This window comes from Thiocapsa sp., assembly GCF_035467215.1.
Classification (GTDB): domain Bacteria; phylum Pseudomonadota; class Gammaproteobacteria; order Chromatiales; family Chromatiaceae; genus Thiocapsa.
In genome coordinates this window covers 1-13,106 of sequence record NZ_DATITZ010000068.1, presented here as the reverse complement: position 1 = coordinate 13,106, position 13,106 = coordinate 1, and the positions used below count along the sequence as shown (strand labels likewise).

The window sequence follows — 13,106 nt, the reverse complement described above, 5'->3', positions numbered from 1 at the left end:
GGACGTTCGGGACAAGGCCCGTCGCCATCAGGGTCACGACGACGACGAGCGTCAGAACCGCGTAAGGCGCGCGCTTGGCCGCCGGAAGATACTCGTCAAACTCCTTGGGGAGGTTCAGCACGATCAGGTCGCGCGTGTCGTCCTGCAGCCGGCGGATCGTCTTCCAGGGGCCGACGAGCAGCAGCGTATCGCCGATCTTGAGGGTCTCCGCGCGCAGGCCGTGCGGTTCGTGCGCCTCCGGGCCGCGCCGCATCCCGACCACGGTCAGCTCGGAGCGGACCATCAGCTCCGCCTCTGCGATCGTCTTGCCGGCAAAACGCGACTCGTCCGCGATCATGATCTCCACCATACCGATATCCTGCGACCGGTCGACGAAATAGCGACCGGTGCGCGGCAGAAGCTCGACCCCGTAGCGCTCGCAGAACTCGGTCACGTCGATGCGTTTCGCCTCGAGATCGACGTCGATCAAGAGGATGTCGTCTGCCTGTAGAACGGTCTGCGGGGTGCGCGGGAGCAATTGGCGTGAACGTCCGAGACCGCGCTCGACGAGGATGATCCGCACACCGATCTTCGCGGGGAGATCCAGCTCCCCCAGGGTCTTGCCGAGCAAGGGCGAGTCCGGGCGCACACGCACCCGATACTCGCGATCGGCGAGCCGGTAGCGCTCGACCCACTGCATCAGCTTCGGGCGCATCCGGGCCGTCGGCGCCTCTGCCGTCTTGGGACGGAGCCAGCGCTGCGTGGCCAGCATATAGAGGGTCGCCATCAGCAGGATCGGCACCCCGAACGGCGTGAAGGAGAAAAAATTGAACCCCTCCGCACCGGTGCGGACGACCTCGTAGTTGATCACCAGATTGGGCGAGGTGGCGACCAAGGTCATCATGCCGCTGATGAGCGCCGCGTAGGCCATCGGCATCATCAGCTGGCTCGCCGGGATGCGGCGGCGGCTCGCGATTCGAAGCACCACCGGGATGAAGATGGCGACGACCCCGGTCGAGCTCATGACCGAGCCGAGAAGGCCCACCGAGAGCATCAGCAAAACCAGGAGTCGCCAGGCACTGTTGCCGCCCCGCTTGGCCAGCCAGTCGCCGATGCCGCGCGCCACCCCGGTGCGGGCCAGCGCCTCGCCGATCACGAACATCGCCGCGATCAGGACGATGTTGGGATTGCTGAAACCGGCGAGCGCCTCCTGCATCGAGATCACGCCGGTAAAGGGCAAGGCCACCATCATAATCAGCGCCACGGCATCCACCCGGGGCTTGTTGATCGCGAACATCAGGATCGCGGCGCCGAGCATGAGAAGGACGATCAGAAGGTCTTGCGACATGCCGTTTCCTCCGTGGCGCTGCAACTCTTGACCGGTCCGGCGCGTTTGCGCTCGGGCCGGGAATCCCGCGCTCCGATCCGAAAAGTGTTTATCCTATCGGAAACAGCCAGGGATCTCGCACGCAATGCCGTGCGGGCATCGCTGGCGATTTGCGCGGTATGAACCGATCGGCATCGGAGACCAAACCCTATGTCAATGTCCAGTCAGCCCCGATATCGCCAACCCGAACCCGAACCGTCCCAGGATGGCATCATCCATTTTTCCGGCGTGGGCTGGGATGACTACGAGCGCCTGCTCGTGATGCGCGGCGATCATTCCGCCCCGCGGATCGCCTACCTGGAAGGAGAGGTCGAGATCATGAGTCCGTCGCAGACCCACGAGAGCATCAAGTCCATGATCGGCCGTCTGGTCGAGACCTATTGCCTGGAGCGCGACATCGTCTTCTCGACCTACGGCTCATGGACTCTCAAGGACAAGGCGCGCAACCGCGGTGCCGAGCCGGACGAGTGCTATGTCTTCGGGGTAGAGGCGGCGGAGCGTCCGCATCTCGCCATCGAGGTCGTCTGGACCCACGGTCGCATCGACAAGCTCGAGATCTACCGTCAGCTCGGCGTCGCCGAGGTCTGGTACTGGCGCCAGGGTCTCATCCAACCCTACTGTCTGCGCGGCGAGCGTTACGAGCCGGTGAGCGAAAGCCAGATCCTGCCCGGCCTGGACCTGGCGCTCCTGATGCGCTTCATCGACGAGCCGACCACCTCGCAAGCGATTCGGGGTTATCGCGATGCGTTGCGGGGCGATGAAAAGGGCTGATGCCGGGTCGGGAATTAGGCCAATAGCGGATCGAACCAATCCCAGCGCTTATCCTTGACCATCACGAATCGGCAACGCCCCGCCGAGAGTCCGGCCCAAAGGCCACCAATCAGACGGTCGTCTTCCGATGCCTTCCAGCGGTCCGCTCCCTTGTATTCGACCGCGAGGGTCGGTTCCGGCTTGCTCTCCGATCCGGGCAGCCGACACAAGAAGTCCGGGTAGAAGCGCCCGTCGGCCTTGTTGTGGGTCACTCTATTCCACCGGAATTACTCAGAGTAATCCGCGCTGGCCCTACCGGATTCGTCCACCGCTTTTCCGGCTGCCTACGGTCCAGCTGGTCTTGGGTCGGTTCAGGCGACCCTAACGGCAGCAACCGGCCAACAGCGGACGCGGGCACTGCGCCGTTCGGGGTCCGCACTTGCATGGATAGCCGACGCTCGCCACGTTAACGAGTTGAGTCAGGTAGACAGTCACCAGAATTGTCTTGCCCCCGCCATCGTCCCCGCAATACATCCCACACGGTGCAGTTCCGGTTCGTCCTGCACCGCGTCCTATTGCCCTCGACACCTGTCAGCACGAGCAGGACAATGATGCTTGCTCGCCAAATACGCCAGGAGCCGAAGATGGCCTCAGCTCAGATCGATATTCCGCAAGACATTTTGGACTCCGCCAGGTTGTCGCCGGAGGCGCTCAAGCAGGAACTTGCCATCAGCCTCTACGCGCAACGGCGGCTTTCGATCGGTAAGGCGCGAGAACTCGCCGGGATGTCCCTGTGGCAGTTTCGCCAGTTGCTGTCGTCGCGGGAGGTATCCGCTCACTATGACGAGAAGGAACTGTTGGAGGATCTGGACACTGTATCCAACTGGGATCGTTCGGCCTCATGAGGCGAATGGTCAGCAACACGTCCCCACTGACCAATCTCGCCGCGATCGGCCAACTCAACCTGCTGCATCGGCTTTTCGGCCGTGTCGACATTGCCCACGCGGTCTGGGACGAGCTGAACGCCAACGGGCGCTCCTGGCCTGGTCGCGACGAAGTTGCCCGGGCATCCTGGATCGTTCGCCAAATACCCAAAAACGGCGCGCTGATTCGTGCCTTGCAACGGGATCTCGACCGGGGCGAATCCGAGAGCATTGCGCTCGCGGTCGAGCTGGGAGCAGATCTCATCCTGCTGGACGAGCAGGACGGGCGTCGTATTGCTCAGCAGCAGGGCTTGAAGCCCATGGGAGTGGTGGGTGTTCTGCTGCTGGCGAAGCAATGCGGTCTGTTACCGGCAATCCGGCCTGAACTCGACGCCTTGCGAACCGATGCCGGCTTCTGGCTTGGGGATTCGGTTTATCAGCTCGCGCTTCAGAAGGCGCGTGAATCATCCTGAATCGGGCGACATGGTCCAATCGTGGTGCATCTCCTATGCTCGCGCGTGCAGACACCGGCCAGAAGGATCTGTGTCAGTGCGCAGCTGCGTTCGCTGACCTCAGAGATGCACGGGACGCGACTCTCGCGGTGTCCGCTCTGGGTCGCATTGCCGCCGCCGTTGTTCGCAGCGCCAATGTCTCCAATGGGTCGAGAACTGACCCTTCGGCCGCCTCTCGGCCGGTGCCGCAGTGCGGAAAGATCGGCGGGAGTCAGGTGAGCGAATCTTAGGAATCTGTGACGAGATAATTTTGGAAACAACAGGCTTCTGAAGAAAGAAGGCGCAGCCTTCACGTCTGACCCTGACCGATCGCTGTCTTACGCAGGTTCCGGATCCGTGCCTCGATACGGTGTCGGATCAGGAATTTCTGTAGATTCGCTCGGGCGAGATTGAAGCCATCTCGCCCCAGGAGATCGCTCAGCCATGCGGCGACATAGGCCCGTTTGGCGGCGTGTGTCAGGGATTGCTCCGGCAGAAAGCGGGACACCATCTTGCCGCTTGCATTGTCGACATCGATCTCGCCGTCCTCGGACACTTGAAGAGCGGCACCCAAAGCAGCGATGTCGTCGGCCGTTGGCGCCGCATCGTGAAGCGAAAGATTCCAGGGGTATCCGAGCACCTCCGGGTCGTCGAACAATCGCAACTGCTCCGATCCGTCCGCGGCACGCACTCGCAAGGCTAGTTGCGGAATCCGAAAGCATTCGCCCAACTTGGCGGGTGTTTGGAATATTTCGAGGGCAGATGTTCGACTGGTCTCCGCGGCGACGGCGATCGCCGTTGCCGCGGATAGACTCTTGACCGATGCCTTGAGCAGCTCGGTTTCGTCTTCCGCCAAGGGGGCATTGATGGTCAGCGTATTGCGCTTGCCGTCCCAGTTCACTTTGTCGCGGATGGTCTTCGGGACGGTCTTGAGGTCGGGCTTCTCGGTGAGACGCGTCGACACCGGTTGCATGACGAATCGCCCGGCATGGCCTGCGAGATCCAGGCGTCCCTGGTCGGGTTTGGCCGCCGTCACGAAGTCGCCCACCTCGCGCCGCTCGAAATCGGCGCCGGTGACCAAGCGGTCGCGAAGCGTGCCAGCGGTCTCGGCGAAATGGCGCGAGACGACGAACGCATAAGACTGGTTAAGCGCCGGCGCGTGTCGATGACTCGCCTCGGGCTGACGCAGCACGCGCCCGAGCAACTGCTCCACGGCCGTGGCCGAGGAGATCGAGGCCATGCTGACCAGAATGTAGGCGAATGGGCAGTCCCAGCCCTCCGCCAATGCCTTCTGATCTTCCGCCGCCCGTGGGAACGCGCAGACAGAAATAAGGCATGTCCGGCGGGAAGCCGGACAGCGGGTGATAGGACAGACTCCGTCCCCATAGACGCTCTGTTGCGGCGCTGAAGGCAAGCGGTGGCGATGGCTGCGCGTGACACGCCTGGAAGTAGATCTCCAGCGTTCCGAGCAGCTGCGATTGGTAGCCTTTCGGCGTGAACGTGATCATGACTGATTGCGCCCGACCCAGTTTTCCGGGGCACGGTGCGTGTGGGCCACGGCAACGATGTAGATGCGATCCGCCTCGATCGCGTAGAGGAGCTTGTAAGGGAAGCGGCTGAGGAGCAAGCGGCGTATCTCGCCGCGCTCGACTTGGGCCGCAAGCGGCCAGTGTCGTAGGCGTATCAGTGCGTCTCGGACATCCGAGCGAAATTCTCGGCCAAGCCCCGGCACCTGCCGCTCGTAATAGCGAACGCCGTCTTCCAACTCAGCCTTCGCCTCGGGTGAGAATTCGAAACGCATCAAAATTCCCCGAGAACGTCCTCCGCGGGAATCCCCTTGACCTGACCGGAGCGATAAGCTGCGAGACGCCGCTCGGCTTCCTCGATCCAGAGACGGTCGATTTCCGGATCAGGACGGTCAAGGCTGTGCAAGAGCTCGTCAATCAGCTCAAAGCGCTCGGCAGGGGGGAGTTTCAGAGCCGAATCGATCAGAGTCTTTGCGTTCATGGATTCATCGACCTCTTGGGATTTGATTGCACGATCTGCCGATGACGCAGTCACCAACCTTTCCGATATCCTCGACCTCGGGCTTCACAACTTCAGACATCCAACGCATAGGGTGTTTGCTTGAATACGAGTCGTAACGGGACGTCCTTGTGGTGTTTGATCACGGCATCTTTGCCGATCCAGCTTAAGGTGGGCATTCGCGATCTATCTGTATTGATGTCCGGTAAACAGAGTGGACAGGGCTTCCGGCCGACGCGGATCGCCGGATCGCTCCGGCGGATGTCGCCCTGCAACAGAGCTCAAAGCTTACCAAACCAAATCCAAAAATCTCCTAAACCGCGTCCCCGCAAACGCATCAAAGATCCACAAACCTCAACCCGAGTTTCTGCACCCCCATATCCCAGCGGACGCGGTTTGGTCTTAGAAGCGCCCGATCAAAGACACCCCCAGCATCGCCGCCGGATCCTGATCCTCCTCGAAAAGCCGTCGACCCTTCTCGTCCTCGACCCTCAACGTGGTCCCGGTCGACGCACCGGCGTAGAGCTTGAAGCTCAGGCTCTCCGTCAGGTCGCGCCCGAGCTGGACGAAGACCGGGATGAATCTGTGCTCGCCGACGCCGTCCGGGAAGGGACCGTCGGAGTCGAGTCGAAAGCGATAGGAGCGGTAGGCCGCGCCCAGGCCTGCAGTCCAGCCCGAATCGAGCGCATAGGACAGCTCCAACCCCGCCGGACCGGCCGGGCCGGCGGGGAAGGGGTTGGTGAGGCGCAAGCGATCGTTGATCCGCCAGTCGATGATGAGGAAGGGGAAGGCGCTCGTCTCCTCGATCTTCTCGAAGACGCCGACACCCAGCCCGAGGGTCAGATCCGGCCGCACGGCGCGCGATACCGAGGCCGTGGCGCCGTATTCGAGCGTGTCCGAGAAGTCGGCGCCGGATTCGCCGGAGGACTCGATCGTCGGGTTTAGCCCCAACCGCCAGCCGCTCTCGGTCGTAAAGCCGTAGGGTACGGAGATGCCGGCTCGGTAGAGCCTGTCCCAAGGCTGCGCGCCGCCGAATCCGAGCGGTTTGTCGAAATCCCAATCCTCGTAGTCGAGGCGCAGCCGCACGCCCAAAGACGACTGCCCGTCGAGCGCCCAATTCGTTCCGAGCGACATGAGCACCGCGGCATAGGCGGCATCCCCGCCGGAATCCAAATCGCTGTCGAATTGAACGACCGGAGCGACGGAAAAGCTGACACCCGGAGGCGCTTGCGCCATGGAGACCGCGGCAACCCCGGTCGACAGCACGGCGGCACAGGCGACACGGACGAGGGAAGGCGCTGGCATCGGAGACACTCCCTGAAGATCATGATGAGGTGATTGAGGAAACGGCGTGGACCATAGCATCCCGAGATCGAGCCGGACCAGCGCTTGAATCGGGTTGGGCGGTGATTCTATTCGCGGCTGGCCCGGACTGAATCTCGACACGAGAGGGGACTTCGCGACCGCACCCTCCGCCAATCAGGTCATCTGGTCGATAGAACCTGTTTCGAGTGTCGGGTCGGGAAGGAGCTCGGCCATCAATGCGCCGTTGCGCGAGGATGTCTCGGCCTCGATCGCTCTGACGATCGACATGAACAGCTCCGTAGCCGGCGAGAGCATGCGGTCGGCGCGATAGATGAATCCGTAGTCCAGCCGGAGCCAGGGTGCGTGGTACGGCAGGACGGCCAGTGCCCCGCTGCGCAGCCAGGGCTCGATCTGCAAGGGGGTTGCGACCCCGAAGGCATCGCTCGCGAGGATGGCGGCGTGCGCGGTCGGCAGATGGTCGACCTCGATGTGCGGGATCAGATCGCCGGTGTCCTCGTCCAGGGACCAGATGCCGGGGAGCAGGCTGGCGCCGCGGGGTGGAACGCGGATGGTCGCGAGCGGATAGACGTCGAGATCCCGCTTCGAGACCTCGACGCGTCCGGTCAAGGGATGTCCGCGCCGACAGTAGAAGACCATCCGGTGTTGCCCGATCGGCTCGACGCTCAGGCGATCGCCCGGGTTCCTCAAGGTGCTGATCTCGGCGATCCCGATATCGACGGACCGCGAAAGCACCAGCTCGAGCACGTCGCGCCAACTCCTCAGCCGGGCCCGGCAGCGCAGCCTCGGATGTTGTCTCGCCAGCTCGGCCAGGGACTGTTTGCCGGACATCTCGGCCGCATAGGCGCCCATCGCGACGGAAAAACTCCCGGACTCGATCCCCTGCAACAGGCGGATCTCGCGCTCCAGCTCATCGGCCTCGGCCAGGATGGCCTCGGCACGCCGCAGCAGCGCTTCGCCGTACAGCGTCGGTGTCACCGCGGCGGCGCGGTCGAACAGCGTGACGCCGAGCCCCTCTTCCAGATTCCGGATGCTGCGCGAGAAGGCCGGCTGCGACAGGTGCTGCGCCTCGGCGGCGCGATGGAAATTGCCGTGCCGGCGCAATGCCAGGGCGTGAAGCAGTTGCTGGAGCTTGATCATGATGCGTTAAAGGTATCAGCTGCAGCCAAACAATGCATTGGACAGATCCGGGCGGCGAGCAGATCGTATCGAGGAATGCCGCAATCAGTGGCCGCAGTTCGTGTTCAAGAGTGGTCGGGTGTCCCGACCCGATTCAATCGGGCGAGTCGCCGTGTCTCCCTTGGGCGCAAGGCCCTGAAATCGCCGAAGGCGCGCTGTCGCTCGGACGCGGATGTTCATCCCCCCATTCCGAGGTGAGTCATGAAGTTCCACCAACAGTGGTTCGCCGCTGCGATGTTTGCGGTGTGGCTCGGTGCGCTTGCTGCGGCGCCCGGTCGTTGCGACGCCGGGTCCGGGGCCGATCCCCTGCCGGAGCTTGGCGGAAACGCCTCGGCCGAGACGGCGCTCGCTGCCGCGGCGACCGACGGCCCGAGCGCGGCGGACCTCGAACGGATCGCCAAGATGACGTCCAACCCGCTCGGGGCCGCCTGGATGCTCTGGTGGCAGAACGACCTGACCGAAGTCCGCGGCGACCTGGTTCCGGGTGGCGAGCTGGTCAATACGACGCGGTTCCAGCCGGTGATGTCCTTTCCGCTCGATCCAAACGGGGCGGATTGGAACCTCATCGTGCGCCCGGTGATCCAGTATCAGAGCGTGCCGCTTGATGCCGATGTCGGGCGGTTGCTGAGCGCCTCGCCGGAGACGATCACATCGGAGCCCGAGCTGAGCCGGATCCTGCCGACCGCCTGGGACGATCGAACCAACGGTTTCGGCGATACCGCTTTGCTGACGCTGGTCGGTCCCAACCGGCTGGACGGTTTCATCTGGGGTGTGGGCGCCAGTCAGATCTTCCCGACCGCCGAACGCGATGTGCTCGGCCAAGGCAAATGGCAGGCCGGTCCGGCATTCCTGGCCGCGAAGCTGGCACCCAAGCCGGGTGGCTTCAACATCGGCGCCTTGGCGCAACACTGGTGGTCCTACGCCGGCGACAGCGATCGCGCCGCCACCAATCAGACCGATATCCAGTACTTCATCAACTATCGTTTGAGCGGGACCCAACTGATCGGCATGTCGCCGAACATCACGATCGACTGGACGGCCGATTCAGGCAATCAACTGACCCTGCCCGTCGGGCTCGGCTACTCGAACGTCTACAAGATCGGACCCTTGCCGGTTCGCGTCGCCATCGAGGCCCAGTACTCGCTGATCGCACCCGACAACGTCGGAAGAGACTGGAACTTGCGGCTGCTGTTCATTCCGGTGATTCCCAATCCGTTCCGCTGATTGCGGCAACCTCTTGCGTCTTGTCGAGCCACCGGACGGCTCGGCCATTCCGAACCCGTCCATCCCCACCCACCGATCGAGAGGTTTTCGATGAACGCACGCCCCTTCGGCATCCCGCTGCTGGTCGCAAGCCTGGCGTCCGCCACGCTGGCGATCGCGGCCGACCCCGCCCCGCCGACCCATTTCGACCCCAAGGGCAAACCGCCGTCGCAGTTCACCATCGACGTGCTGAACCAGGCGCGCGAGACCCTGCCGTTCTCGGACACGGCGGACTTCGACGAGAACAAGCGCGGCCTGATCGCGCCGATGAAGGATCTGCAGATCAAGGCCGACGCGGGCAACGTCGCCTGGGATATGGAGCAGTTCAAGTTCCTGGACCAGCAGCCCGAGTTCGACAGCATCCACCCGTCACTGCAGCGTATCGCGCAGTTGAATCAGAACTACGGCCTCTACGAGGTCATTCCCGGCATCTATCAGATCCGCGGCTTTGATCTGGCGCAACTGACCTTCATCCGCGGCAAGACGGGTTGGATCGCCTACGACGTGCTGGTCAGCGCCGAGACCGCCCGCGCCGGCTGGAAGCTGCTCCAGGAGCACGTCGGCGAGGGGCTGCCCATCACCGCGGTGATCTATTCCCATAACCATGCCGACCACTGGGGCGGCGTGCGCGGGCTCATCACCGACGAAGACGTCGCCAGCGGCAAGGTCGAGGTGATCGCCCCGGTCGGCTTCATGGACCATCTGGTCGCCGAGAACGTCTTTGCCGGCAACGCCATGAATCGGCGCCTCTTCTATCAATACGGCACGCTGCTGCCGCGCAGCGCCTTCGGCTATGTCACCCAGGGCCTGGGTCACGGCGTCTCCGCCGGCTCGGTGGGTCTGGTCGCACCGACGCGCATCATCACCAAGCCCATCGACGACACCAGCGTCGACGGGGTGCGGGTGATCTTTCAGTTGACCCTCGACACCGAGGCGCCGGCCGAGATGAACACCTACCTGCCGGACCAGAAGGCCCTGTGGATGGCCGAGAATGTGATCGCCGGGATGCACAATATCTACACCCTGCGCGGCGCGCCGGTGCGAGATCCGCTGAACTGGTCCAAGTATCTCAACGAGACACTCTGGTTGTTCGGCCAGGAGGCGGAGGTGATGTTTGCCTCCCATCATTGGCCGCGCTGGGGCAACGAGCGGATTCAAGAGGTGCTGCGCGCCCAGCGCGACCTCTACGCCAACCTCAACAACCAGGTGCTGCACCTGGCCAACCAGGGCGTGACCATCAACCAGATCCACAATGTCTACGAGCCGCCCAAGAGCCTGCAGGAGAAGTGGTACGCCCGCGGCTATCACGGCTCCTTCGAGCACAACAGCCGCGGCGTGATCCAGCGCTTTCTGGGCTTCTGGGACGCCAACCCGGCGACCCTGATCCCGCTCTCCCCGGCGGATTCGGCCCCCTTGTATGTCGAGATGATGGGCGGTTCCGAGGCGATTCTGGCCCGCGGTAAGACCCTGCATGACGAGGGCAAATACCTGCTGGCTCAGGAGATCCTGAACAAGCTGGTGCAGGCCGAGCCCGGCAATCAACCGGCGAAGGACTTGCTCGCCGATGTCTTCGAGCAGATCGGCTATCAGCAGGAGAACCCGGGGCTGCGCAACAGCTTCTTGGCCGGGGCCTATGAGCTGCGCAACGGCATTCCGCAGGGCGAGATCGCCCAGACCACCAGCGCCGACACCATCCGCGCCATGACCACCGGCCAATGGCTGGACTTTCTCGGCATCCGCATGGACGCCACCCAGGCCGAGGGTATGCGCTATACCATCAACCTGATCACCCCCGACAACGGCGAGGAGTACGTGATCGAGTTGGAGAACGCCACCCTCACCAACATCAAGGGCCATCAGGCGAAGAACCCGGACCTGACACTCACCATCAAGCGTTCCGATCTGGAACAGACCATGATGGGCCAAAAGACCATCATGGCCCAGGTCGTGGAAGGCACCGCCAAGGCGCGTGGCAACACGGCGGCCCTGACCGACATCATGGCGCTCATGGTCACCTTCGATCCGCGCTTCGAGATCATGCCGGGCACCAAGGACCGTTCGGCGAGGCTCCCGCAGGATGAAGCCTTCGAGGCGGATGTCGGAGCGCCGATCGCCGAATAGCCGAGCCGCGCCCAACGCTGCGAACGAACGCGGCGGGAGCTGTCTCCCGCCGCGCTCCGAGGTCTGGGGGTGTGTCGGCGTTCCCCTTGTGAAGTCCAATCGCCGAGCCTTCGGCGGTTCCTGTGCGGTTGGCGGTGCCCGCCAACACGAATCGAGTGACCCCGATGTACTTTGATAAAACCCCCTTGATGAAGCGGTCTCCCGACCGGCCTAAGGCGTGCCGGCATGCCGCGGTCTGCACGATGCTGCTTGCCCTATCATGCCCCGTGACGTGGGCGTCTGACCTCGCGATCCCGCTGGAGTTGGAGCAGCCCAACTTCGCCGGAGTCGGCGTCGGTGCTTATCCGGATTACCTGGGTTCCGACGACGCGGCGCTTGGCGTCGCGCCTTTTGCGCGGATCTCGCTGGGTGGCGAGCGCTTCGTACGCGTGCTGGCCAATGAGGTGCGTCTGAATGCACTCGATCATCCCAACTGGCAACTGGGTCCGACCGCTCTGCTGCGCTTCGGACGGCGCAATGTCGATGACCAAGTGGTCCAGCGTGTACACGATATCGACCGCTCGCTGAGCATGGGCCTTTTCGGCGGCTACCGCTGGCGCGATGAAGAGGATGCGCGAAGGCAAGCGGGGACCAACGCCTGGTCGCTTTGGGATGCGAGCGGTACCTATAACGGCTGGACCGCCGGGATCAACGCCTTCTATATGCAGCCCGTCGCACGTCCACTTACGCTCGCCGCCGGTCTGGGAATGACCTATGCCAGCGACAACTACATGAACGAATACTTCGGTGTCACCCAGCAGGATGCCTTCAATAGTGGACTGCCGGCCTACGCGGCCGGGGCCGGTGCGCGCGATGTTCGTGGCTGGGTCACCGGGGTTTTCCATCTCGGTCCGCAATGGCACCTGGCGACCGGTGTCCTGTTCGCGCGACTCCTTTCTGATGCGGCCGATAGCCCGATCGTCTCCGAGCGTGGCTCGGAGAACCAATGGATCTATGGCGCGAGCCTTCTCTACGCCTGGTGAGTGCCGTCCCGCCGATGCGCGCGATGCGGCGGCTGATCCTGAAGACTGATCGTGGGCACTGACATTCGGAAACGAGGCCAGCGATGGAAATCGATCTGACAAACCTGCTCCGCGAAAACCCGATGCTGCTGATCTTCGCCGTCATCGGGCTCGGCTATGCGCTCGGCAGCGTGCGGTTGGCCGGGATCGAGGCCGGACCCGTGATCGGCGTCTTGCTGGTCGGTCTGGGCTTCGGGCATCTGGGGTTCGAGCTGCCGGCGGCCGCCAGTGCGTTCGGGTTCGCGCTGTTCATCTTCTCGGTCGGCATCCAGGCTGGCCCGAGCTTCTTCAGCGCCTTTGCCGCCGACGGTGCACGCTACATCGCCTTGGCCGCGATCATCTCGGGGACCGCGCTCGCGCTGGCCTTGGTCATGTCCCACGTGATCGGTCTCGACCCCGGCTTCGGTGCCGGACTGCTCGCTGGGTCGTTGACCAGCACGCCGACCCTCGCCGGTGCTCAGGATGCGATCGTTAGCGGATTGGCGACGCTTCCGGTCGGGGCGACCGCGGAGCAGATTCGCGAAAATATCGGCGTAGGGTACGCGATCACGTACCTGTTCGGGACCGTGGGTATGATCCTGATGGTGCGGTTCCTGCCGCGCCT

13 protein-coding genes and 1 pseudogene are annotated in these 13,106 nt (G+C 63.5%); 7 read left to right on the top strand and 7 right to left on the bottom strand.

What is annotated here, in order from left to right:
• A partial coding sequence (locus tag VLR48_RS03600) for an SLC13 family permease (RefSeq protein WP_325290464.1) occupies nt 1–1,327 on the bottom strand: 1,327 nt, incomplete at its 3' end.
• Nucleotides 1,328–1,516: 189 nt separating this feature from the next.
• Here VLR48_RS03600 and VLR48_RS03595 point away from each other — a divergent pair.
• Nucleotides 1,517–2,137, top strand: a complete 621-nt coding sequence (locus VLR48_RS03595; RefSeq protein WP_325290463.1) for a Uma2 family endonuclease — start codon at nt 1,517–1,519, stop codon at nt 2,135–2,137.
• A gap of 14 nt (nt 2,138–2,151) precedes the next feature.
• Here VLR48_RS03595 and VLR48_RS03590 read toward each other — a convergent pair whose 3' ends face one another.
• Entirely contained in the window at nt 2,152–2,388 is a 237-nt protein-coding gene (locus VLR48_RS03590; RefSeq protein WP_325290462.1) for a hypothetical protein, read from the bottom strand.
• Between the two features lie 372 nt (nt 2,389–2,760).
• On the opposite strand from VLR48_RS03590, the gene VLR48_RS03585 reads away from it, so the two are divergent.
• Nucleotides 2,761–3,021, top strand: a complete 261-nt coding sequence (locus VLR48_RS03585) for a UPF0175 family protein (protein ID WP_325290461.1) — start codon at nt 2,761–2,763, stop codon at nt 3,019–3,021.
• A gap of 5 nt (nt 3,022–3,026) precedes the next feature.
• A complete protein-coding gene (locus tag VLR48_RS03580; RefSeq protein ID WP_325290460.1) occupies nt 3,027–3,512 on the top strand; it encodes a DUF3368 domain-containing protein in 486 nt (161 codons plus the stop codon).
• 328 nt (nt 3,513–3,840) lie between these two features.
• On the opposite strand, the gene VLR48_RS03575 is transcribed toward VLR48_RS03580, so the two are convergent.
• The 5 genes from VLR48_RS03575 to VLR48_RS03555 form a co-directional block, all read right to left on the bottom strand.
• Nucleotides 3,841–4,815: a hypothetical protein gene (locus VLR48_RS03575; protein WP_325290459.1), complete on the bottom strand. Its 975-nt coding sequence runs from the start codon at nt 4,813–4,815 to the stop codon at nt 3,841–3,843.
• Between the two features lie 219 nt (nt 4,816–5,034).
• Entirely contained in the window at nt 5,035–5,331 is a 297-nt protein-coding gene (locus VLR48_RS03570) for a type II toxin-antitoxin system RelE/ParE family toxin (protein ID WP_325290458.1), read from the bottom strand.
• The gene (locus VLR48_RS03565; RefSeq protein ID WP_325290457.1) at nt 5,331–5,591 is read right to left on the bottom strand and encodes an addiction module protein; all 261 of its coding nucleotides are present in this window, start codon (nt 5,589–5,591) and stop codon (nt 5,331–5,333) included. Before VLR48_RS03565 ends, VLR48_RS03570 begins: the two co-directional genes overlap by 1 nt.
• A gap of 366 nt (nt 5,592–5,957) precedes the next feature.
• On the bottom strand, nt 5,958–6,860 hold the full coding sequence (locus VLR48_RS03560) for a DUF6268 family outer membrane beta-barrel protein (RefSeq protein WP_325290456.1): 903 nt from the start codon (nt 6,858–6,860) through the stop codon (nt 5,958–5,960).
• A gap of 174 nt (nt 6,861–7,034) precedes the next feature.
• Complete coding sequence (locus VLR48_RS03555; protein WP_325290455.1) at nt 7,035–8,018, bottom strand: LysR family transcriptional regulator; 984 nt, start codon at nt 8,016–8,018, stop codon at nt 7,035–7,037.
• Between the two features lie 240 nt (nt 8,019–8,258).
• On the opposite strand from VLR48_RS03555, the gene VLR48_RS03550 reads away from it, so the two are divergent.
• From VLR48_RS03550 to VLR48_RS03535, 4 genes and pseudogenes are all read left to right on the top strand, one after another.
• Complete coding sequence (locus VLR48_RS03550) at nt 8,259–9,281, top strand: hypothetical protein (RefSeq protein WP_325290454.1); 1,023 nt, start codon at nt 8,259–8,261, stop codon at nt 9,279–9,281.
• A gap of 90 nt (nt 9,282–9,371) precedes the next feature.
• Nucleotides 9,372–11,441, top strand: coding sequence for an alkyl/aryl-sulfatase (locus VLR48_RS03545; RefSeq protein ID WP_325290453.1), 2,070 nt, complete (start codon nt 9,372–9,374; stop codon nt 11,439–11,441).
• Nucleotides 11,442–11,605: 164 nt separating this feature from the next.
• Nucleotides 11,606–12,463 (top strand): MipA/OmpV family protein, encoded by an 858-nt coding sequence (locus tag VLR48_RS03540; protein ID WP_325290452.1) that lies wholly within the window; start codon nt 11,606–11,608, stop codon nt 12,461–12,463.
• 83 nt (nt 12,464–12,546) lie between these two features.
• Nucleotides 12,547–13,106, top strand: a pseudogene (locus tag VLR48_RS03535) (transporter); the annotation flags it as partial.

Bases quoted from the DNA above. Each gene is read 5' to 3' on its own strand.
- VLR48_RS03595 (WP_325290463.1), top strand. From the start codon at position 1,517: ATGTCAATGTCCAGTCAGCCCCGATATCGCCAACCCGAACCCGAACCG.
- VLR48_RS03585 (WP_325290461.1), top strand. From the start codon at position 2,761: ATGGCCTCAGCTCAGATCGATATTCCGCAAGACATTTTGGACTCCGCC.
- VLR48_RS03580 (WP_325290460.1), top strand. From the start codon at position 3,027: ATGGTCAGCAACACGTCCCCACTGACCAATCTCGCCGCGATCGGCCAA.
- VLR48_RS03570 (WP_325290458.1), bottom strand. From the start codon at position 5,331: ATGCGTTTCGAATTCTCACCCGAGGCGAAGGCTGAGTTGGAAGACGGC.
- VLR48_RS03560 (WP_325290456.1), bottom strand. From the start codon at position 6,860: ATGCCAGCGCCTTCCCTCGTCCGTGTCGCCTGTGCCGCCGTGCTGTCG.
- VLR48_RS03555 (WP_325290455.1), bottom strand. From the start codon at position 8,018: ATGATCAAGCTCCAGCAACTGCTTCACGCCCTGGCATTGCGCCGGCAC.
- VLR48_RS03550 (WP_325290454.1), top strand. From the start codon at position 8,259: ATGAAGTTCCACCAACAGTGGTTCGCCGCTGCGATGTTTGCGGTGTGG.
- VLR48_RS03545 (WP_325290453.1), top strand. From the start codon at position 9,372: ATGAACGCACGCCCCTTCGGCATCCCGCTGCTGGTCGCAAGCCTGGCG.
- VLR48_RS03540 (WP_325290452.1), top strand. From the start codon at position 11,606: ATGTACTTTGATAAAACCCCCTTGATGAAGCGGTCTCCCGACCGGCCT.